Source organism: Holosporales bacterium (assembly GCA_031263535.1).
Classification (GTDB): Bacteria; Pseudomonadota; Alphaproteobacteria; order UBA3830; family JAIRWN01; genus JAIRWN01.
Genome location: JAISFO010000017.1, coordinates 19,156 through 39,487 on the forward strand (window position 1 = coordinate 19,156; position 20,332 = coordinate 39,487).

The 20,332-nt window shown below is 42.5% G+C and carries 20 protein-coding genes; 10 read left to right on the top strand and 10 right to left on the bottom strand.

Going from position 1 to position 20,332, the window contains the following annotated elements:
* The first annotated feature begins 14 nt into the window (after positions 1-14).
* The gene (locus LBL30_01490) at positions 15-941 is read left to right on the top strand and encodes an SDR family oxidoreductase (GenBank protein MDR1031780.1); all 927 of its coding nucleotides are present in this window, start codon (positions 15-17) and stop codon (positions 939-941) included.
* A complete protein-coding gene (gene rfbB, locus LBL30_01495) occupies positions 938-1,939 on the top strand; it encodes a dTDP-glucose 4,6-dehydratase (GenBank protein ID MDR1031781.1) in 1,002 nt (333 codons plus the stop codon). Before LBL30_01490 ends, rfbB begins: the two co-directional genes overlap by 4 nt.
* On the opposite strand, the gene trxA is transcribed toward rfbB, so the two are convergent.
* The 4 genes from trxA to LBL30_01515 form a co-directional block, all read right to left on the bottom strand.
* Complete coding sequence (gene trxA, locus LBL30_01500; protein MDR1031782.1) at positions 1,929-2,249, bottom strand: thioredoxin; 321 nt, start codon at positions 2,247-2,249, stop codon at positions 1,929-1,931. The two genes, rfbB and trxA, sit on opposite strands and share 11 nt — an antisense overlap.
* An 83-nt stretch (positions 2,250-2,332) precedes the next feature.
* Positions 2,333-3,043, bottom strand: a complete 711-nt coding sequence (locus tag LBL30_01505) for an EAL domain-containing protein (GenBank protein ID MDR1031783.1) — start codon at positions 3,041-3,043, stop codon at positions 2,333-2,335.
* A 1-nt stretch (position 3,044) separates the two neighbouring features.
* Complete coding sequence (gene mutL / locus LBL30_01510; protein ID MDR1031784.1) at positions 3,045-4,856, bottom strand: DNA mismatch repair endonuclease MutL; 1,812 nt, start codon at positions 4,854-4,856, stop codon at positions 3,045-3,047.
* Positions 4,847-6,115: a hypothetical protein gene (locus tag LBL30_01515; GenBank protein MDR1031785.1), complete on the bottom strand. Its 1,269-nt coding sequence runs from the start codon at positions 6,113-6,115 to the stop codon at positions 4,847-4,849. The genes mutL and LBL30_01515 overlap by 10 nt, the downstream gene beginning before the upstream one ends.
* A gap of 136 nt (positions 6,116-6,251) precedes the next feature.
* Here LBL30_01515 and LBL30_01520 point away from each other — a divergent pair, with 136 nt between their 5' ends.
* Together LBL30_01520 and LBL30_01525 are read left to right on the top strand one after the other, a co-directional pair.
* Positions 6,252-7,610 carry an MFS transporter gene (locus tag LBL30_01520; GenBank protein ID MDR1031786.1) on the top strand — a complete coding sequence of 453 codons (1,359 nt, stop codon included), beginning with the start codon at positions 6,252-6,254 and terminating at the stop codon, positions 7,608-7,610.
* Positions 7,611-7,615: 5 nt separating this feature from the next.
* Positions 7,616-8,374 carry a ComF family protein gene (locus LBL30_01525; protein ID MDR1031787.1) on the top strand — a complete coding sequence of 253 codons (759 nt, stop codon included), beginning with the start codon at positions 7,616-7,618 and terminating at the stop codon, positions 8,372-8,374.
* An 80-nt stretch (positions 8,375-8,454) separates the two neighbouring features.
* Here LBL30_01525 and LBL30_01530 read toward each other — a convergent pair whose 3' ends face one another.
* From LBL30_01530 to rnpA, 4 genes are all read right to left on the bottom strand, one after another.
* A complete protein-coding gene (locus LBL30_01530) occupies positions 8,455-8,643 on the bottom strand; it encodes a hypothetical protein (protein MDR1031788.1) in 189 nt (62 codons plus the stop codon).
* Between the two features lie 45 nt (positions 8,644-8,688).
* Positions 8,689-10,377, bottom strand: coding sequence for a 30S ribosomal protein S1 (locus LBL30_01535; GenBank protein ID MDR1031789.1), 1,689 nt, complete (start codon positions 10,375-10,377; stop codon positions 8,689-8,691).
* 156 nt (positions 10,378-10,533) lie between these two features.
* Positions 10,534-10,659 carry a type B 50S ribosomal protein L36 gene (gene ykgO, locus LBL30_01540; GenBank protein ID MDR1031790.1) on the bottom strand — a complete coding sequence of 42 codons (126 nt, stop codon included), beginning with the start codon at positions 10,657-10,659 and terminating at the stop codon, positions 10,534-10,536.
* Positions 10,660-10,712: 53 nt separating this feature from the next.
* Positions 10,713-11,093 carry a ribonuclease P protein component gene (gene rnpA / locus LBL30_01545; protein MDR1031791.1) on the bottom strand — a complete coding sequence of 127 codons (381 nt, stop codon included), beginning with the start codon at positions 11,091-11,093 and terminating at the stop codon, positions 10,713-10,715.
* A gap of 209 nt (positions 11,094-11,302) precedes the next feature.
* Here rnpA and LBL30_01550 point away from each other — a divergent pair, with 209 nt between their 5' ends.
* From LBL30_01550 to LBL30_01565, 4 genes are all read left to right on the top strand, one after another.
* On the top strand, positions 11,303-12,019 hold the full coding sequence (locus tag LBL30_01550) for an outer membrane beta-barrel protein (GenBank protein MDR1031792.1): 717 nt from the start codon (positions 11,303-11,305) through the stop codon (positions 12,017-12,019).
* Positions 12,020-12,360: 341 nt separating this feature from the next.
* Positions 12,361-13,566: a dicarboxylate/amino acid:cation symporter gene (locus tag LBL30_01555; GenBank protein ID MDR1031793.1), complete on the top strand. Its 1,206-nt coding sequence runs from the start codon at positions 12,361-12,363 to the stop codon at positions 13,564-13,566.
* 253 nt (positions 13,567-13,819) lie between these two features.
* Positions 13,820-14,722: a leucine-rich repeat domain-containing protein gene (locus LBL30_01560; GenBank protein MDR1031794.1), complete on the top strand. Its 903-nt coding sequence runs from the start codon at positions 13,820-13,822 to the stop codon at positions 14,720-14,722.
* Positions 14,723-14,985: 263 nt separating this feature from the next.
* Positions 14,986-15,615, top strand: a complete 630-nt coding sequence (locus LBL30_01565) for a leucine-rich repeat domain-containing protein (GenBank protein MDR1031795.1) — start codon at positions 14,986-14,988, stop codon at positions 15,613-15,615.
* A 131-nt stretch (positions 15,616-15,746) separates the two neighbouring features.
* Here LBL30_01565 and LBL30_01570 read toward each other — a convergent pair whose 3' ends face one another.
* Positions 15,747-16,451 (bottom strand): hypothetical protein, encoded by a 705-nt coding sequence (locus LBL30_01570; GenBank protein ID MDR1031796.1) that lies wholly within the window; start codon positions 16,449-16,451, stop codon positions 15,747-15,749.
* 85 nt (positions 16,452-16,536) lie between these two features.
* Between LBL30_01570 and LBL30_01575 the strand changes: the two genes are divergently transcribed.
* Positions 16,537-17,451: an RluA family pseudouridine synthase gene (locus LBL30_01575; GenBank protein MDR1031797.1), complete on the top strand. Its 915-nt coding sequence runs from the start codon at positions 16,537-16,539 to the stop codon at positions 17,449-17,451.
* Between the two features lie 108 nt (positions 17,452-17,559).
* Positions 17,560-18,255 carry an anaerobic ribonucleoside-triphosphate reductase activating protein gene (locus LBL30_01580; GenBank protein ID MDR1031798.1) on the top strand — a complete coding sequence of 232 codons (696 nt, stop codon included), beginning with the start codon at positions 17,560-17,562 and terminating at the stop codon, positions 18,253-18,255.
* A 54-nt stretch (positions 18,256-18,309) separates the two neighbouring features.
* Here the strand turns inward: LBL30_01580 and LBL30_01585 are convergent, their stop codons facing one another.
* Positions 18,310-20,220 carry a hypothetical protein gene (locus tag LBL30_01585; protein MDR1031799.1) on the bottom strand — a complete coding sequence of 637 codons (1,911 nt, stop codon included), beginning with the start codon at positions 20,218-20,220 and terminating at the stop codon, positions 18,310-18,312.
* Positions 20,221-20,332: the final 112 nt, after the last annotated feature.

Genomic DNA, 20,332 nt, shown 5'->3' on the forward strand with positions numbered 1-20,332 from the left:
ACAGGAGTTAAGTCTTGAAAATCATTGTCACGGGCGCATTGGGGCATATAGGGTCAGAGCTGGTTAGGCAGGCGCCGATTTTTTTTAACCGGCCTGAGGTTTTGATGATAGATAACCTCTCTACCCAGAGGTACTGCAGTTTGTTTAAATTACCCACTGAGGGGCGGTACGAATTCATACAAGAAGACGTCAGAAAAGCCGATTGGGACAGAGTTTTACCAGGAGCGGATTGCCTTGTACATCTTGCCGCTATAACCGATGCGGCTGGGACTGCCGATAAGCCAGAGTTAGTACGCGACAACAACCTTGGTGGAACTGCGGCTGTAGCGAGTGCTTGTCTCAAGCACGGTATTCCAATGATATTTCCATCTTCAACAAGCGTGTACGGCTCGCAAAGCAATTTGGTCGACGAGACTTGCGCCGAACTTTGCCCGCAAAGCCCTTATGCAGAAAGCAAGATTGCAGAAGAGACGTTAATAAAGAATCTTGTTGCCAAAGGTCTTAAGACCTGTATTTGCAGGTTTGGAACCATATACGGTAAGTCGGTGGGTATGCGCTTTCATACTGCCGTCAATAAGTTCTGTTGGCAAGGCGTAATGGGTCAACCAATTACCGTTTGGCGTACTGCTATGGATCAGAAACGCCCATATCTGGCTCTAGGAGACGCTTGTGGGGCCATTACACACATAATTAAAGCAAATTTGTTCGACGGATCTGTATACAATATTGTCACCGAAAATCATACGGTACGCGAGGTAGTAGAAACCATTCAAAGCTTTGTTCCGAAATTGACCGTAGAATACGTAGATCACAAAATCATGAATCAGCTGTCCTATGAAGTCTCAGTCAACAAATTCAAAAACACGGGATTTGAGTTTACTGGCAGCCTCAAAAAGGGTATAGAAGAGACCGTTAAACTTTTAAGAAACATTAAATTGTGAACATTCTCATTACCGGTGGGGCTGGATTTATAGGATCGGCCTTTGTGCGTCGTGCGCTACGCCAAGGCCATAAGATTGCCAATATTGACAAATTAACATATGCTGGCAATCTGGATAACCTTCGCGATTGTACCAATCCCCCCCCCCCCAGCTATCGCTTTTTTCAAGAAGACATCTGCAATCGTTCGGCGATTTTAAGCATATTAAGCAAGGCTCAGCCTGAAATTATCGTCCACATGGCGGCAGAAACCCATGTTGACAGGTCCATCGAATGCGCAGATCAGTTTGTACGCACCAACGTTCTTGGTACGCAGGTTATGTTAGATGTCGTACTAAATTGCAGCAAAAGTGACCGCAGACCGCTGTTCTTGCATATATCAACCGATGAGGTTTTTGGCAGTATTCCAGGAACGGGGCGATTTAGCGAAGAGAGCCCATACAGGCCAAATTCACCTTATGCAGCGTCGAAAGCTGCCTCTGATTTCCTGGTTAGAAGTTATCGTAATACGTATGGCCTAAGAACAATTACAGTAAATGCGTCTAACAACTATGGTCCATACCAGTTTCCAGAGAAACTTATTCCTTTGGCCATCTCAAACGCGCTTAAAAAGCAACCAATCCCGATTTATGGCAACGGTATGCAAGTAAGGGATTGGCTTTACGTAGAAGATCATATAGACGCTTTGTTAACCCTTATAGATAATGGAAAAGCAGGAGAATCCTACTGCATCGGGGCAGACTGCGAACGAAACAATTTGGATGTTATAAGGCAAATTTGCAGATTACTGGGCCAAAAACTCGATGACGGATTCGATTACGAGTCTCTTATAACACACGTAAAGGACAGACCCGGTCACGATCTGCGCTATGCGACCGATTCATCAAAGCTGCGCACTCATACCAAATGGACGCCCAAAACCTCTTTTGAAGAGGGGATAGGTAAAACTGTTGATTGGTATATAAAAAGGTCCCATCAGGACTGCAGCGCTAAGCTTTAATTTCCGAACTAATCCATTCGGATACTTTTGTTTTTGAGTGTCCGCCGACTAAGGCGCTGACTTTATCTCCATTACTGAAAAGCATCAATGTAGGGATGCTCATCACCCCATATTTATCGGCAATAGCCGGAGATTCATCTATGTTAATTTTTACAAATTCGACTTGGCCGGCAAGCTCGGTCGACAGCTCGTTCAGCAGTGGAATCATGCTTCTGCATGGGGGGCACCACTCAGCGGCAAAATCCACAATAACCGGAGTATTGGACTTGAGTACCATTGTATCAAAATCACATTCCTGTATCTGTTGCATGAACAAATCCTAATATAAGCTTAAATTATGAAGATCAGGCCTTATAATAGCCGCGACTGAATAAAAGATCAATCGTATCGGTTTTACAATATTTCACCGTTAGTATTGATTTCCTCTATATCCCTGGGCAGGCCTAAAAAATAGCCTTGACCCATATCGAACCCAACATCTAAAGCTGCTTTAAGATCATTGGTATTCTCTATACCCTCAATAACAGTTTTACAATTTAATGCGCGAGCGATCTGTATGTGTTCTGACAGAACATTTGCGACCGTCGCTTCATCGCTGGTATTAGACAAAAATAACCTGTCAAACTTAATAATCGAAAATGGAAAATGCTTAAGCGTCTGTTCAGGAATCTTTTTGCCCGCGCCATAATCATCCAGGGCCAATGTTATACCGCTGGCGTTAAGATTATTTAAAATAGACTCTACGCCTAGCATTGAGTTGGCTGAGAACTCTTCGCTTATTTCTACAACAATGTCTTTCAGCGGAAAATTATACTTTGCGCAGACGGTTGTTATGCTTTTAATCAAGGAAGGATTCATAATTTCATTTTCGTTGATATTGACCGCCAGTTTCTTGCCAGAAGAAATCTTGCACTTCGACAAAACCCTATCTAAAATCTCGGCCGAATTCAGGTAATATTTGTTGTTGTCGACAAGGAATCCAGCAATTTCTGTATTTGAAATAAAGCTGCTCAGCACCTCATAACAAACGACAGCATAGTCCTTAAGATCTAAAAGCGGCTGAACCTTGACCGTTACCTTATCTTTTATGTTCGTTAAATCCATATCACTGGCGCAGGAACAGCCTTTCTATATCTTGCGAAAAAATCTTCACAAAGCTGGGACGCCCATGATTACACTGCCCCATGTTTCTGTTAGAGCCGATTGACCTTAGTATTATATTCATACGCTCGGCGGATAGATACTGACCGCCTTTTATGCTTGAATGGCAGGCCAATGTTGCTAGCTTACGTAAAATCTTCTCCTGCAAGACTTGATCGAACGATTCGTTTTTTTCGTCTTTAATTATTACCAAAATGTCGTTTACTAGCACCTTGACGTCACTTACAGTATCTGCCGGCATATAACGCACTGCCAAGTGGTTTTCGTCTAGTTTTTCAATGCCAAGGCCCAAGGCCGCCAATTCCGATTTGTTCTCTTCTACAAGGGCAACCAGCTCACTTTCTGTCTCAATAACCTCTGGTGTCAGCAATTGTTGTACGTTCAGGTGCCGCTTATCTTTAAACCTTTCGTAAAGAAGGCGTTCATGCACGGCATGTTGATCTACTATGACCAAAGCGTCTTCTGTTTGCGCAAGTATATAGCGACCAAACAATTGTCCCAGCACACTGCCAAGCGGTGCAGATAATGCGTCAGAGAATAAACCTTCATTATGCGCTTCTTGCGCAGCAGCCTTAGTTTTGAGAGCAACATTGCCACTACAAACCGTCGCTTCATCAATCGATACATCGTTTAAAGCAAAGCTTCTGGGTGAAGGAGTGTTGTATTTAAAATCAGCGCTTCTTCTGTCGTTTATGTGCGAAACGTTGGAGACGGTTTTTTTTACTATTCTGTCTATAAATTCATGTCCCAACGACGGCGAGGTTTGGCTTGAGTATGGGGATATTGCCGACTTAAGAGCCCGCACTACAGTATCCCTCACATCGTTACTGCGCCTAAACCTAACTTCGGTTTTTGCTGGATGCACATTAACGTCAAGGTCATCGGGATCAATCTCGATAAATAAAGCCAATCGAGCATATCTGCCCATTGGTATCAACTCACGGTAAGCCACACTGATCGCGCTGGTCAGAAATTTATCTTTAATCGTGCGACCATTAACAAATATATACTGATGTGCGGCGGTTGCGCTGTTTGCGGTTGGAATGCTGCAAAAGCCAGAGATTTTACAAGCGCTGGACGCGAAATCAACCGAGCACATATCATTGATATCTTGTTTGCCCAAAACGTCTTGGACCCTTTGCTCGATTCTGTCAGTACGCGCAAAATCAAAACTTACAAAGTTTTCAGACACCAGCTTAAACCCGATATTATGGTTCGCCAAGGCCAGCCGTTTTGATATGTCAGCGCACTGGGCAAGTTCAGTTGCATTGCTTTTAAGGAATTTCAGCCTTGCTGGCGTAGCGAAAAACAGATCACTTACCTCGATGTATGTTCCTTTGGCCCCATGCGTAATCGGATTCAGCGAAAAGCTTTCGCCGCCAGCAATATCAAGCTGCCATCCATTTTCGCAATTTTCCTGCCAAGACTTGATCGACATTCTAGATACCGAGCTTATCGTAGCCAAAGCCTCGCCCCGGAATCCAAAAGTGGAAATATCGCTTAGGTCAAGGTTTGCAAGCTTAGACGTTGTGTGCCTTTCAACGGATAAAGCCAAATCTTCCTTATCCATACCAACGCCATTATCACGTACGCATATCATCGTTTTGCCAGCATTGCGTACTTGTATATCAATCTGATCCGCCCCAGAATCCAAGGCATTTTCAACAAGCTCTTTGATAACCGACGCCGGTCGCTCTACTACCTCGCCGGCGGCTATCTGGTTTATAACGTTCTGAGGCAGGCGTACTACTGGCATTTAGCTGATAATTTGCTTCTTAAAAGACGCTTAATCTTCTCTACCGCTGGTTGATTAAATGCATCTATCTTCAATATATCAGCTGTAATCACCACTTCCAACATAAAATAAGCCATTAATTGGCCCAGCGAACGCTCGTTAAAATCAGGAATTTCCAAATATCTTAAAGGCCTGCCTTCTTGAACTAGTGCCTCAATCGTTGCGTTACGTGCTGCGCTGAAAACAGCGCTAAGGTCATGCCCTTCCAGATATTCGGCATTTGCGTCCTTGGGTAAGTTGGTGATTTGCAGATCTGCGTGATTACCGCTTATGCCTAAAACAGTGAACAGTTTATCATTGGGACCATCAAGGTAAAGCTGCAGCTGACTGTGCTGGTCCACAGTTCCACAAGCGATAATTGGTACAAGGCCAAATCCTTGTTTACCCAAGCTCTCTGCCCAAAGCTGAGCGAACCAGCGCGCAAACGATGCCAGACAATCTCCATAATGCATAAGCACAAAAGCGTTTATTGATTTGCCCGCTTCTTCCTTTGCTGCGCTGTGTTTTTGAGCAACAGCGCAAATGCTGGCCTTAAGATTTTGACCTACTGCCTCTTGCGCTCGTAGAGCTTTAATAGTGTCCCAGGCTCCATCGTATAGGGCGCTTGCATCAAGTCCAGCAATAATCGTTGGCAGTATTCCAACAATCGAAAACACCGAGAACCTCCCCCCAACATCCTTTGGACGGGGGAAAACGCTGATAGCGTGTTGACCGGCCAATTTAGCCAGAGATGACTGATCTGATTCGGTAACAGCAAACAACCGCTTGCTTAAAAGCCCGTTTTGGCCAGCTTTACTTAGCAAAAATCTGCTTATGACTATAGCCGTTTGAGCCAGAATTTCTGGTGTTTCCCCAGATTTGCTGATTGCGATAAAGGCGGTGTTATTAAAATCAATAGACTCTAAAGACAGACTTATTTTCTTAGGATCGATATTTTCCCAAAACTCAACCGAAGGCGCAGATGGGCTTTTTCGATATGCGGACAAAGCGCATACAGCCTGTCCCCCAAGGCTTGACCCGCCGGTAGCCAGAATTACAACTTTGCTTACGTCGTTTATTTTTTGGGCAATATCTTTCGCCAACGAACAAGCCTTATCAGCATCTGCCAGAACTTTAAGCCCAGTCGGCAGTCCTTCATTAAGGCGAAATTTCAGCGACTCATCGATAAGCGAGCAATCGCCTTGATTTTTAAATAATGATTTGCCGTCTAGCTTGAACATGACCAACTGCGCGCCTAAATAGAAGCCAGTTTATTTTAGAACAAAAACCCGCAAGGCGATACCCTAACAACATACCACTTTACTTTGGAATGCCTTGCGGCCTATACATCCAAAGACTAATTACTCTGGCAAAGCAGTGCAAAATCGCCTTCAGATGTTTTTGAAAACCAAGATTTCCACCTCAGGGTCATTTTTAAGCCCGAAGGTATGGTCGATGATGTTTGTCGGATTTGCGGCCGGCCTGCCGTTCCTTATGACTTTAAGCCTCTTGGACATTTGGCTAAAGCAATCTGGGGTATCGTATACCTTGATAGGGATGTTTGCGGTTTGTCACTGGCCCTTTATGTTCAAGTTCCTGATCTCTCCCTTCATAGATAAATTCGATTTCCCCTATTTTTCCCGTCGACTTGGAAGGAAAAGAGGTTGGGTCGTGGCAAGTCAGCTGATGATTTTCGTAGGGCTGTGCGGAATATCGTTATGCGACCCGACTAAAAGTCTGGTTCCTTTGGCTATATTTGCCAATATTGTTGCCCTTGCTTATGGGTGCCAGGACATTGCGCTATATTCCTATCAAGTAGATCGCATAGAGAATGAATCAATAGGTCCGCGTGCCAGCATGGTCACTTTTGGCTTTCGCCTTGGCATGCTTACAGCCAGCAGCGGCGGTTTGTACTTATCATATTACCTCGGTTGGCATTTAACATATTTTTTACTGGGATGCATTGTAGTGCTAAGCACAATTCCCATACTTCTGCTGCCAGAGCCTGGACGCGATATTTCACGGGAAAGGCGTATGTTCACGCTCATTACAAATAAATTCGAACACAGTCTGTCAAACCGCAGATTTTTAGCAATTAAATCGACAATCTTTGAATGTTTAATTTGTCCATTCAAAGGGTTTAAGCGCAATCCGCAATGGTTTCTTATTCTGTTTATTATTGCCACTTTTAAACTCGGCGACGTTATGGCGCACAAAATGGCTAAGCCAATGTACTTAGAGCTTGGCTTTTCGACTGTCGATATAGCCAAAATCGTTACGGCCTACGGCATGATCGCCACAATTGCCGGGGGGTTCATAAGCGGCCTTTTTATCCGCAGCCAGGGTTTGCTTAGGGTTATGTTCTTTACAGGCACCGCTCATTTGCTCGCCACGTTTCTTTACATACTGATATACTTCGTCGGCTATGACATACCATTGCTGTGCCTGGTAACCTTTATTGTAAACGCGACTGGCGGCATGATGATGGTTGGCTTTATGTCGATGCTTTATGGCCTGTGCCGTACCGGATACCCAGCTACGCAGTTTGCCTTACTTTGGGCGATATATGAGCTGTGCGGTATGTTTTTCCGTTCGCTGTCAGGTATGCTGGTCGACAATTTCGGCTGGGTTGCCTTTTATCTGATAACTATGGTTTTGGCTGTCCCCAGTCTTGTTGCCATCAAAGAACTCGACAGAACCGATAATAAGCTGAACGATCCATTGCCAAAAGCTTAAAACAAATGACATTTGTGGTCGTTAAAGAGAAATTCCTCGATATTCTGTTTCCCCCGACTTGTGCGTTGTGCGCAGCTCAGCTTCAAACCCAAAAGCACACCGAACTTTGCGGTGACTGCTGGCGGCTGGTCAAGTTTATAACCAAGCCTTACTGCAGAGCCTGTGGCCTGCCATTGGATTATGGTGATGATGATCAAGTATGTCTGGGCTGCATGCGAAACAAGCATAACTTCGATTACGCTCGGGCCGCTATTGTATACGGTGCTACTGGTAAAAACCTTATATTAAAATTCAAACACGGCGACGATATCAGTTTGCGAAAAATGCTGGCCAGCTGGCTGCTACGCGCTATATTCGAGTTGCCATTAGCAAACGCAGATAAGGGCTCGTTAATTTTAGCGCCAGTCCTCCTGCATTGGACCAGGCTTTTAATCCGTAAATACAACCAAGCCGCCCTGTTAGCAAAAGACGTTAGCGCAAAAACAAGTATACCTTGCGTGCTGGATCTTCTTAAAAGAACTGTTATGACAAAATCGCAAGGGCATCTTGGCTTAAATCAAAGGCGAGCTAACGTCAGAAACGCTTTCCAGCTGAATCACAAATATAAAAGCAATCTGTGTAACAAAACTGTATTGCTAGTAGACGATGTTTTTACAACTGGTTCAACACTTGATGAGTGCGCCAAAGTCTTAAAACGCGAAGGGGCAAACGAGGTTCACATTGCCACTGTCGCCAGAACACATCACCCTTGGTCCGCGTCATAAAACGCGCAGCACAACGATTCTGTCGCACCCAATTCAAATCTTATCAAGAGATATTTTGGTGAGGAAATGACGGTAAAGATCTATTTATGCTCGCTTTTCCTGAATAAGGCTTTTATCTTGTGCCAATAGATCTTAACAACAGCCAGCGCCCCGGCTATTCCGCCAAAAATAATCTGCAGCAGCATATTTCCCGTACCGCCGTCCAGATAAGCGTAAGCATTTTGCGATAAAGCCACAAACGTAATAATCAACAGTATCAAATTAACCATTCCTTAATTACCTCCTTTAAAATCAAACATCTTAAGCACCATATACTAACTATCCTTCGCTTTATTAATTGCGCTGCCTAATATATCGCCCAAGCTAGCGCCGCTGTCTACTGAGCCATATTCCGCCATAGCCTTCTTTTCCTCTTCAATCTCAAGGGCGCGAACAGATAATAAGAATCTTCTTTCTGTCTTTTCAAGCGAAATTATCTTGGCGTCGAATTTTTCGCCAACAGTAAACCTTTCAATACGCCTCTCTTGACGATCTTTAGACAACTCTGCCTTTTTGATTGTGCCAATCATGCCGCCGCTAAATTCTACTTCGATCCCATCGTCTATGGTTTTCAGAACGGTGCAAGTAACAACCGATCCGCGACTCAGGTTGTCTAAAGCGCCTTTATACGGATCTTCAGTAAGTTGCTTAACGCCAAGCGAGATTCTTCCCTTTTCGCCGTCAACTTCAAGAACCTTTACCTTAACAGTATCTCCACGTTTATAGTCTTTGATCGCCTCTTCTCCAGGACGGCTCCAGGATAGGTCGTTAAGGCGGACTATCCCGTCTATGTCATCCATAACCTTAACAAACAGCCCAAAGTTGGTGACGTTGGTTACCTCTCCCTCAAATTCAGTATCGACAGGGAAGTTACCGGCAACTTGTTCCCAAGGATTTGGCTCAAGTTGCTTGATACCCAGACTAACACGTCTTTTTATTGGATCTACGTCAAGTACGATAACTTCGATTTTATCCCCAATCGCGGCAACTTTATGAGGATTGATGTTTTTCTTCCAGCTGATTTCATTGACATAGACAAGCCCTTCAACCCCTGTCAGCAACTCAACGAATATGCCGTACTCGGCGGTGTTTGTAACTTTACCCGTCACGCGATCGCCAGATTTGAATTTAGACTCAATCCCTTCCCATGGATCATTATCAAGCTGCTTAAGACCAAGGGAAATCCTTTGCGTTTCTCGATTAAATTTGATGATTTTTACCTGAATCCGCTGCCCAATTTCCAAAACCTCTGACGGATGAGAAATACGGTTCCAAGCGATATCGCCATTATGCAATAAGCCGTCAATACCGCCTATATCGACAAACGCGCCATAGTTGGTAATGTTTTTAACAATTCCTGTGACAACCTGGCCTTCATCAAGGTTAGAAACGATCTTTGCGCGGCCTTCGGCATTTTCCTCTTCCAGCACCGCTCGCCTAGAGACCACGATGTTTCCATACATGTTCTCCATCTTAAATATTTTAAAAGGCTGAGGTACACCAACGAGCGACGTGACATCCCTCATAGGCCTGACGTCAACCTGACTTCCTGGCAGAAAGGCCATAACTCCGCCTATATCGACGTTAAACCCACCCCTGACTCGTCCAGTTATAACCCCGGTAACCTGCTTGCCTTGGGTAAAAGCATCTTTAAGATCAACCCATGACTCTTCGCGAATGGCTTTTTCACGACTAAGCACAACGTCGCCGTTGCGATCTTCGTAATGCTCCATATAAACCTTGACCGTATCGCCGATCTTAAGGTCAGCCTCTCCTTTACCTTGAGAAAACTCTTTTAAGGGAACCCTGCCGTCTGATTTGCATCCGATATCAATCAAGACAAACTCGTTATCAAAGCCCTTCACTACGCCGTCCAGAACCGAACCTACGCCTGGCATAGCCTGCGAAAATTTCTCAAATAACTCAGCAAAACTTTCTTCTACCGTTGGATTACTAGAAACCATGTAAAACCTTTTTATTCAAACATCCCAAAACCTTACGATACCAACCATAACACCGGAAAGGTCAGGTTGATCGAGTATTGCATTTAAATTTTGAGATAACATTAAAGAAAAAAACCAAAACACACCGCTCTAAGCCCCGCTTAGGCGAAACCAAATCTAACCCTGCCTGGCTTTAAACCGCGGATTAGTCTTATTAATGACATACAACCTTCCACGACGCTTCACCAGCTGGCAATTCTTGTGCCGCTTTTTGAGGGTCTTAAGCGAATTTGCAACCTTCATGTCTCACCTGAAAACATATTCGGCTCTGCTTATACTCGCAAACCGCGGCTTTGTCAACTATTTTCGCATATAGCACGCCTTTGCTGTATTTTTTGGTTTACAAAATCTACAGCGTCGGCAACTTGTTTTATTAAGTCATCCCAAGGCACATTGATCGCACTCAGCTTTGCGATAAAAACGTACGCTTGGCCACTGATGCCTGTCGCAGATATCACTTGTTGACTTGCCACGCGCAGACGCCTTTTTATGCGATTACGCTTTACAGCATTCCCTACTTTCTTTGAGACAGTCAGCCCTATATAAGATGTTCCCTCAACCCCAGATTCACTGAACTTAACCGCTTGCAATGTGAAATGCTGCATCTGGCAGAATATTCCGCTGTGCCTGGCGGCTATAAAAGCCCTACGAAACCTAAGCGATTGTACTTGAGGCACAGCAGTCTCAGAAACATTTTACTTCAATGTAGCAGAATTTGCTTGCAACGGTAGTCTTTGCGCACCGTAATGGTTAACGCGGTTTTAAAAATCTTCCAAAGTTACAAAATGGATACACAATTAAACAAATTACACAAATTGCCTAGAATATATCTTGCGAAAATTAAATGGGGGAATAGATTTCGTTAAAGTTATTGAAAGAGGTAATTATGAAGAAATTATCGATGTTACTTACTGCTGGGCTTGTTTGTACGCATGCCAGTATTTGTCAAGCGAATGATGTCGTAGATCAGGAAGGCGCAGCTTCTGGTGAAAGCAGTGCGTTTTCTGGATTTTTTGCCGGTGTTGGGGGCGGTACTGATTTTTGTTCTGTAGAGCCTAAATCGGTAAGTGGTATAGATGCTAAATATACTTTTAAACCAAAGGCATTCGGCTTGGTATTGATTGCGGGCTATGGGCAAGTGCTAGAAAATCAAATATATATTGGCGGAGAGCTTGATATTTCTCTGAAATACTCATCCAAAGCCGACAAAACCATTACTGGCAAAGTAGACAATGTAAATGTTGAGGCAAAGATTGAAATCAAAAGACTTGTAGCATCATTTGGTGGCTTGTTTAAGCTGGGCTATTGCTTTGATAGTGCTCCGATTTTGGTATACGGGCTCTTGGGTTTTGAGAGCTGGGGAATTGGATGTTCTGTAGCAGCTACTTTGGGTAATAAAAGTGAAACTGCTAGCCTGTCAGGGCGTACAACGGCTTTGCGTCTCGGTGCGGGTGCCAGCTATAAATTTGATGAGAATTGGAGCGTTAGGCTAGATTTGATTTATTCATTCAAGAAAGAAAATGAATTAAAGAATAAGGATGCTGCTATAAAATTGGATTGTGGGAAGTTTGAAATTCGCGCATTGGCTGCCTATAACTTTTAGACTTTATCGTTTTTAGATTTCTCTGCTGAAGCGGTTGAACATATTCATACTCAGCCGCTTTTATAATTTTAAAACCTTAGAACGAGCTTAATAAACAGAAATGGAAAGATGAGCAGCTCCGATGCATTAGCTGATCAGGTGATTTGGTTAAATGATCCTGTACGAAGGGGTTGAGATTAAAGAAGGCCAACGATACTGTTGGATGGAGGCAAAGTTTGCTTGCTCTTTCCTTATCAGAGATAATTATTTTCTTACCCCAACACTGACAAATTTTCCTTTTATTGACTTTTGGCCATCGGGCATTTAGGGTGGCGCGACTGAGCTAAAAAACCATAATCATAATGCCTTTTGAATTAACTAAGCGCTTAAAGAATCTCGTTTTTAATCCGCTAGTACAGCTGATTATGGTGCTGATCGTTGCTTCAGCGTGCTACACCAAGCTGCATCCGGATACTGTGCGCTTCTTTCTTACGATAAGTACTTGCCTAAAAGAGTTGCTGGTGTTTGTGCTGCCGTTTTTGCTGTTCAGCTTTGTAGCCGTCGCGCTTTCCTCTATACCAAAAGACGGCATGCTTTTTGTTCTGGGCCTTATGGCAGTTGTTTTTTTATCAAACTTTGTCAACGTTCTATTGTCGGGAACAGTAGGATTCTTAGTATTATCGGGCGCTGAGGCACACGTGATTCCAGAGCCAACAACGGTTTTTTTGCCGTTTTTTGACGCCAGGCTGCCCCATATCGCAGAAACTGCAGAATCTTTGTTTTTGGGCGTAGCTGTTGGTTTATTTAATTCATTTCGTCCCAATCGCTATATCTCCGCCGTAATCAACTTTGTGCACGGTTGCGTGATGAAGTTTATGAAGAATTTTTTTGTACCGCTTTTGCCCATTTTTGTCGGAGGCTTTTTGCTGAAACTACTTTCAGAAGGCAAAATGCTGGGGTTTGTCGAAAATAATACCAAGGTTTGCATTATAACCTGTGGATTTTTATGGGCTTACCTTGGACTTTGGCTTTTGACTGCTTCGTCGTTCAGACTTGGCCGGGCGGCAGAGATATTTAAAACAACATTCCCGGCCATTGTCACAGCCTTCAGCTCTATGTCAAGCGCTGCAGCTTTGCCGTTGTCCTTGAATGCAGCTGAAAAAAACACTCAAGATAAAATGCTGGCCGATGCGGTCATGCCAATGACCCTAAATTTTCATATGGTTGGCGATACAATAATTGTGCCGATTATGGCATTAATGGTTATGCTTGCCTTCAATCACCCGTTGCCAAGTGTGCATGATTTTGTATTGTTTGGGTTATTCTTTATTCTCAACAAATTTGCCGGCGGCGGCGTGCCAAGCGGTACTATAATGGTAACCGTACCAGTGCTGGAAAAGTATTTGGGGTTTGACAGCTCTATGACGGCGTTTATTATCGCGTTATATGGGGTAATAGATCCAATTGCCTCATCTGGCAATGTAGCTGCCAACAACTTTTTTATAATAATTTTCCAAAAGATCAGAAATTTAGCCAAAAAAGCCCGCCCGCGCACCCAAAACGTTTAATTGCAGCTCTTTTTTTTAGCCTCCGAGCGAGGTTTTATAGTAAGCGAAGGGAGTATCTATTTAAAAACTTACAATCGATAAAGAACCTCTGATAAATATGGTCAATATTTGCCTTTACGCCACCACATTAATCTCGCTAAGCTAGATTCCAGGCCGATTTCAGCAATAGTTTTAGAATAAGCAAAAAATAGATTGACAAAAGTATAATATTATGTCATATATAAGCCCGTTAATCTTTTAATAAGGAGAAATTATGAAAAATATTATAATGATAGCGTCAGCAATTACGCTGCTTATACCAGAAATTGCATGTTGTATGCGAGCCTTTACGCTGCTCGCTCCAGAAGTTGCAAATTGTAAGCGGGCTTTAGATTTTAAGCTGATTACCGTAGATGGAATTACTTACCAATCAGGCAAAGATGGAAATGCTAGTGCCAAGCCAACAACGACAGCATCCATCTACTTCCCCAGAAATCTAGTTAGTGAAAGTGGAATAGTTTGGGAAGTCTTAATTGCTTCAGGAAATTATTGTTACAAAGATCATTTTTGTAAAATATGCATTCCGGCCAATGCACAGAAGATCATGTGTGGATGCTTTAATGAATACGTTAATCTAAATATCATAACGTTTGAGGCAGGTTCGCAATTGACTAGTATTTTGGAATCTGGATTTTCTAGATGTTCTTCTCTGGCATCTATATGTATTCCGTCCAGTGTAGAGAAGATGGAGAGAAGATGCTTTGAGAAATGCAAACATCTAAGCAGCATAAAGTTCGAATCGAGTTCAAAATTGGCAGTGATTGAAGGCTTGGCTTTTAGTGATTGTTTTTCACTGAAATCTGTGTGTCTTCCATCCAGCGTACAGATGATCGGCTGGAGATGTTTTGGTGGATGTGAAAACTTAGGCGATATAACGTTTGAATTTGGCTCACAATTGGCAAAAATTGGAGGAGAAGCTTTTTATTGCTGTTTTTCTCTAACGTCTATACGTATTCCATTTAGCGTAGAGAAGATTGGTAAGAAGTGTTTTTATAGCTGCAGCAGCTTAAGCATTATAACGTTTGAGGCCGGTTCGAAACTGAAAACAATCAAAGCAGATGCTATTCTTGAAGGCACTGAAGTTGTGGGGTGTCCTTCATCTATACCAGGAATGTAATATAAACGCAAGCTGGTGTCAGCTTATAAACAAGACTGACAACCAGCATCCACCGCGCTTAATTACACAAGACACCCCTGCCGTTCTGTAGCGGGTTTTTTTCATTCAAATCAAATCGATGCAAAGCAAATTGTGCAATTTAACTTTGCCATAAATATCGCCAATATAGCCTTAATAATAATCTTAAAATAAGAAAAATAATTTGACAATAATATAATATTATGTCATATGTATATCCGCTAGATTTTTAATAAGGAGAAATTATGAAAAATGTTATAATGATAGCGTCAGCAATTACGCTGCTTTCCCCAGAAATTGCAAATTGTACATTAGATGTCTCTTTAGACAAAAATTGCTATCAAATGGATATAGATGGAGTTGTTAGTTTTATGCCGAAAGCAATAGTATGCTCCTGCTATCCTAGAAATTTAATTTGTATAGATGGGGATGTTTATGGAGTGTATATAATAAGTGGCGCTAATATATCAATTGGTGTTAGGAGCGTCTTGCGCTCCATATGCATTCCATCTAATGTAGATACAATTGACGATCGGTGTTTTTATAGCTGCAGCAATCTAAGTAATGTAACGTTTGAGTATGGATCGCAATTGCAAACGATTTCAGAACTTACTTTTTATAATTGTCATTTCCTGAGATCTATATGGCTTCCGTCCAGTGTAGAAAGGATTGGCGAAGGATGTTTTAACGAATGCCTTAGTCTAAGCAGAGTAACGTTTGGACCAGGCTCAAAACTGAGGGCAATCGAAAACTATGCTTTTAATAGTTGTTCTTCCTTGAAATCTATATGGCTTCCGTCCAGTGTAGAAAGGATTGGCGAAGGGTGTTTTAATGAATGCCCTAGCCTAAGCAGCATAACATTTGAGCTTAACTAGCGATTAGACGGAGCGAATGTTATCTCTGGAGAAGTTGATGTGTTATATTGTCCGTTGCTTTCAGCGGTAGGGCTTGAAAAAAAATCAAAGCCCTACACGCTTTTAAAGAACTTAAGTTGCTTTTTCTGGTTTTACTCTCTCAGCAGCGGATTTAATTTTATCTGCGCTCGGTTATAGGCGAGCGAATTGAATCCTGCCAGCAACCTTACAGTGTATCCCTGCAAGCATAATCCGCCAGTTTGTGGATCAGCCGCGTCTGTCAGAGCACCTACAAAAAAACTAAATCCTTCTGGGTCATTATCAGCAAGACGTATGCAACGACTAAAAAGCTCCAGCGGTTGTGCGCCGGTCTCTGGATCCAAAGCGATCTTGTCATATCTCATTTGCCAGAATTTTTTAGCGGTGTTAATCAGCCCATCTCTTTCTTTGACAGTAAAGCTAAGCCCCACGGAAGATTTTATAAAATCCATATCGCCAATAAGCTTTTCAACTGCGGATTCCTGCGTAACAAGCTCAATAGGGCGATTTATATTGGAAATGTCGTCGTTATGCACAAATGCGCCCCATATACCCGCCCGCTTTATGCGTGGAGCTATGGCATGTACGTTTTCCCCATAAGAAAACAATATCGGCAAGTCCTTAGCCCTCACTTCTGGCAGAGCAAGAGATACCGATTGCTGACTGCTCGATGGATCATGCGTCGATAATAAACTGCCCCTAGGAAGCGAGCCGCCATCCTCGCGCTCCGGATGAATTGAGGACAACGCCGAATGCGCTGACGATCCAACCATTATTCCTGTCAAAAGTGTAATACTAAATTTATGATACTTTTTCATAGTGACCTCCGTAAGTTACCGTATATAATTAATAGTGCCAATTTTTGGTTAAAAAATAGTAAAATTTTGTCAAATAAAAGTATTCATGAAGTGGAATGAAGCAGTTATCCAAGACAAAGACGCTGATGTCAGGTTGGATAAGTATCTTAAAGAGCACTTTAATTTGCCGTTTAGCGCAATTCAAAAGCTTATAAGAAAAGGCGTAGTCAAATTGGATAACAGAAAAGCGCATGCGTCTGATAGATTAATTGCAGGCCAATTGGTATGCTTGCCTGCTTCACTTGCGGAATCAGCTTCAACTGAATGTAAGCAAATCGATCCAAACTTGGCGCAAAAGCTGGATCCTTTAATAATTTTACAGAATACAGATCTAATAGTAATAAACAAACCAAGCGGCCTGCCTGTACAAGCTGGCAGTAAAGTCAGCCTTAGCCTTGACGATATGTTGATAAGCTATAACCACGTACACGGAACATCGCTGAAACTTGTGCACAGGCTTGACAAATCTACATCAGGAGCCCTGATTATCGCCACAAGCCGTGAATCTGCCCGCGTGTTAACCAATTTATTCAAAGAAAAAGACGTTAACAAGCTGTATTGGGCCATTGTGGAGGGTGCGCCCAAGGAAAGCCAGGGAATAGTCGATATTCCGCTTGCTAAAAGGCTCATTGGTGGTGAAGAGTTGATGGTTCCAGATCAAAGCCCGAATGGGCTGAAAGCTTTAACAAAATTCAAGATCATAAGACATATTAACGATGACAAAACATGGCTAGCTCTGGAACCGATAACGGGGCGAACGCACCAATTGCGCGCCCATTGTAAAGCAATGAACTGGCCAATAGTAGGTGATATAAAGTACGGCGCGAAAACCAAAGGCCCTATGTGCCTACATGCACGTAGAATACAGATAGCTAACCGCCTTGACGTGCTTGCCGAACCGCCGAGTCACTTTAATATTAGCCCGACACAAGAGGCTGACGATTTCATAAAAAGCCTATAGTACATTTACTTGCTACTCGGACGTTAATTTTCACATGAAGCGTAATTCTTCGTTTAGTGTTATTATTACTTCGGCAAATGTTAATGGATGTGTTGTTAAGGAGAGGGTATGGATGAGCTGATCGTAGGCGGATTTTTGCCAGTAACTACAATTGATTTTCCAGATCATTTAGCCAGCGTAGTTTTTTGCCAAGGATGTATGTGGCGATGTGCCTATTGTCACAATGTTGATCTACAACCAATTGCAGGCAAAAGCACCATACCTTGGGGTGAAGTTTTCGCCAAGATTAAGTCGCGAAAGCACTTGGTTCAAGCCATTGTTTTCAGCGGAGGCGAGCCCCTAATGCAGCCCGCGATTGTTAGTGCCATCAGACAGATAAAATCCCTTGGCCTTAGTGTCGGCCTACACACAAATGGCATTCAATACGAAACTTTCAAAGCGGTGCTTCCCATGCTTGATTGGGTAGGGATGGATATAAAAACTACGTTCGCTGATTACCGTAAGATAACCGGACAGGCCGGCAGCGGTGAGATAGTCAAAAAAAGCTTAGCATTACTGCTTAATTCTGCAGTCGCGTACGAGACGCGTACTACAATTTCCCCGGGGGTTCATACAGTAAATGATGTGCTAATTATGGCAGAAGAAATTGCCGCCATGGGGGTGGATACATTTGCCTTACAGGCATATAGAGCAGTCCGCAATGATCTTTCCCTCCTTGAAACCAAGAACGCCCCTTTCTTTTCAAAAGAAGTAACCGACAAGCTAAAAGCTTTGTTTAAGCGCTATATCCCACGCCATCATTAGGTAAGGAGCAAACGTATTGTAAAAGAGGGCGCCCTCTTGGAAGAATGCCACTATTTAGCCTGGCTGCTTGTATAAAGCTTCTAGCATCTTAAATGCCTCGAGGTCTGGCCTAAGATCAAGTGACGGTATAAGCTCTCTGTAAACCCATGTTGCAAACTCTAACCCTTGCTTTTGTTCAGAATTGTAATTATGTTCTAAATTTTGTAACTGATTTTGGCAGAAAGATTCTCTCGTTTGCTTGGTTGAAAAACCATAGTTCCATCTGTACGGTATTCCTCTTTCGATAGATAATCCAAGATCGCTGGTTTTATTTAATATTAGGGTGCCGTTTACGACTAATAATCCAGTAACATTAAAAACTTCCCTAGGGTCATGCCAGATATCAATAAAAATATCTAATAAAAGCGCCTTTGGATAAGTTGTTCTAAAAACTTCTACGCTTGGCAAAATTCCCCCCTTTTTCTGAAGCCGATCGCCAAATACATTGTTTATCACCCAAAAACGTAGTGAAAAGTCAATAAAGCTCGAAATCTGGCTTTGATCACTTTCGATCTCAGTCAGCAATCTTGACATCTCTCTAGAAATTTCCGATAGCGTTCGGTCTGCTTCTTTAAACAGCAACACTTTTGTAAACGGATGATCAAGATATCCACGCATCAGCCCCTTGGTGTTTTCACCAAACAGTCCTAAAACTTGATGTATTCCGTGACCTATCTCATGATTAGTCGTGTATAGCGGATCTGATTCTGTAAAAGCGAGCCGATTTTCTCTTGGGAGAAAAGATTCTACCTGAGCTTCAATGGTAGGCATACGAAGATTGAATATAATAAATGGATAATTCATGCCAAAAAAATTGGCGTATGAATCAACTAAAACAAGCTCTCTTTCTTTCTTCGTTACTTTTTGAATTAGATCGTGGGCAACCAAAAACACTGCTAGGTTTTTCTTGCAAAAAGGCTGCTCGGCTGTTCTTAAAATAATTTGAGAAAAATTATCTAAAACCGCTTCTTTGTAGGATTCGTCTACAGCCAATGTGATACAACTATGTAATGGCTTAGGCTCGTCACTAGTGATAATCGAGGACAATACTGTTTGTTGAACATCATTAATATGTTGCTTAAAAATCTGTGAAAATTGCGATGCATCCGTTTGCAGCAAACTGTTGTAATGCTGCACAGCATCCGCCGCCCCATCAAATTTGGCCAAGCCCTCAACAAGGGTCTCGGAAGTGATTAATCTGATCTTATCAGTTGCGAGACCGAAAAACTCACTACCCTGTGGAAGTATGCCTATCTTCTTTGAGAATATTGTAAGGGCGAAATCCGCACTTTCACCCTTTATACTTTCAGAGGTCTTTGCAGATTGTATTTGACGATGAATTTCATCAGTATTATCAACCAGAAACAAATCAAGCAAGAAGCAAAAGGCTTCTTTGCGACATTCTATGATCCCGGCAAATATTGTGTCGGTAATATGCTTTTTCTGACTCTCGTTTAAACTAAAGCTAGTTTTATTATTAAAGTTAAAACAAGAGATTGTTACATCAAAATCATCAGTAAATAGATCAAGGCAATGAGGGTGGGTGCAACTGACTAAACATCGCTCTAGATTTTCCTTAAAGCAGCCAAAATCCATATTAAAATCAACTTCTGGGAATTGCTCGGTTAAGAAACTTGATACTTGCTCCACCACATTTTGCTTAACCTCTTCACGACGCTCAACCAGAGATTGTTCCCTCATGTCAAACTCAATATTTACAACTTTTCCGTCTTTAACAGAGATTTTGACATGATTAAATCGCTCTAAAGCAGTCCGCCCTTCTGGAGATAAATGCAAATAATGTGTTACTGCATCCAAGTTGTCTTTAGATGAAAATTCTTGAGCTGGTACCGACGGCACCTCTGGCACAGCCGCATGGCATGTAAGTGAAACTAACGTAAGTATAAGCGGTATAAATCTTTTCATTTTGTACTCCTTTTAAAATTATAATCTTTGTCGGTTTCTGAATTATCACTTATTGACCAATAAGTCAAGATTAAAAATCTCCATACCTCTAGTTATCAATCTCCTAAAAATT

Excerpts from the sequence above, each read along its gene's own strand:
- trxA (MDR1031782.1), bottom strand. The coding sequence starts at position 2,249 with ATGCAACAGATACAGGAATGTGATTTTGATACAATGGTACTCAAGTCC.
- LBL30_01505 (MDR1031783.1), bottom strand. The coding sequence starts at position 3,043 with ATGGATTTAACGAACATAAAAGATAAGGTAACGGTCAAGGTTCAGCCG.
- mutL (MDR1031784.1), bottom strand. The coding sequence starts at position 4,856 with ATGCCAGTAGTACGCCTGCCTCAGAACGTTATAAACCAGATAGCCGCC.
- LBL30_01515 (MDR1031785.1), bottom strand. The coding sequence starts at position 6,115 with ATGTTCAAGCTAGACGGCAAATCATTATTTAAAAATCAAGGCGATTGC.
- LBL30_01525 (MDR1031787.1), top strand. The coding sequence starts at position 7,616 with ATGACATTTGTGGTCGTTAAAGAGAAATTCCTCGATATTCTGTTTCCC.
- LBL30_01530 (MDR1031788.1), bottom strand. The coding sequence starts at position 8,643 with ATGGTTAATTTGATACTGTTGATTATTACGTTTGTGGCTTTATCGCAA.
- LBL30_01535 (MDR1031789.1), bottom strand. The coding sequence starts at position 10,377 with ATGGTTTCTAGTAATCCAACGGTAGAAGAAAGTTTTGCTGAGTTATTT.
- ykgO (MDR1031790.1), bottom strand. The coding sequence starts at position 10,659 with ATGAAGGTTGCAAATTCGCTTAAGACCCTCAAAAAGCGGCACAAGAAT.
- LBL30_01550 (MDR1031792.1), top strand. The coding sequence starts at position 11,303 with ATGAAGAAATTATCGATGTTACTTACTGCTGGGCTTGTTTGTACGCAT.
- LBL30_01555 (MDR1031793.1), top strand. The coding sequence starts at position 12,361 with ATGCCTTTTGAATTAACTAAGCGCTTAAAGAATCTCGTTTTTAATCCG.
- LBL30_01560 (MDR1031794.1), top strand. The coding sequence starts at position 13,820 with ATGAAAAATATTATAATGATAGCGTCAGCAATTACGCTGCTTATACCA.
- LBL30_01565 (MDR1031795.1), top strand. The coding sequence starts at position 14,986 with ATGAAAAATGTTATAATGATAGCGTCAGCAATTACGCTGCTTTCCCCA.
- LBL30_01570 (MDR1031796.1), bottom strand. The coding sequence starts at position 16,451 with ATGAAAAAGTATCATAAATTTAGTATTACACTTTTGACAGGAATAATG.
- LBL30_01575 (MDR1031797.1), top strand. The coding sequence starts at position 16,537 with ATGAAGTGGAATGAAGCAGTTATCCAAGACAAAGACGCTGATGTCAGG.
- LBL30_01580 (MDR1031798.1), top strand. The coding sequence starts at position 17,560 with ATGGATGAGCTGATCGTAGGCGGATTTTTGCCAGTAACTACAATTGAT.
- LBL30_01585 (MDR1031799.1), bottom strand. The coding sequence starts at position 20,220 with ATGAAAAGATTTATACCGCTTATACTTACGTTAGTTTCACTTACATGC.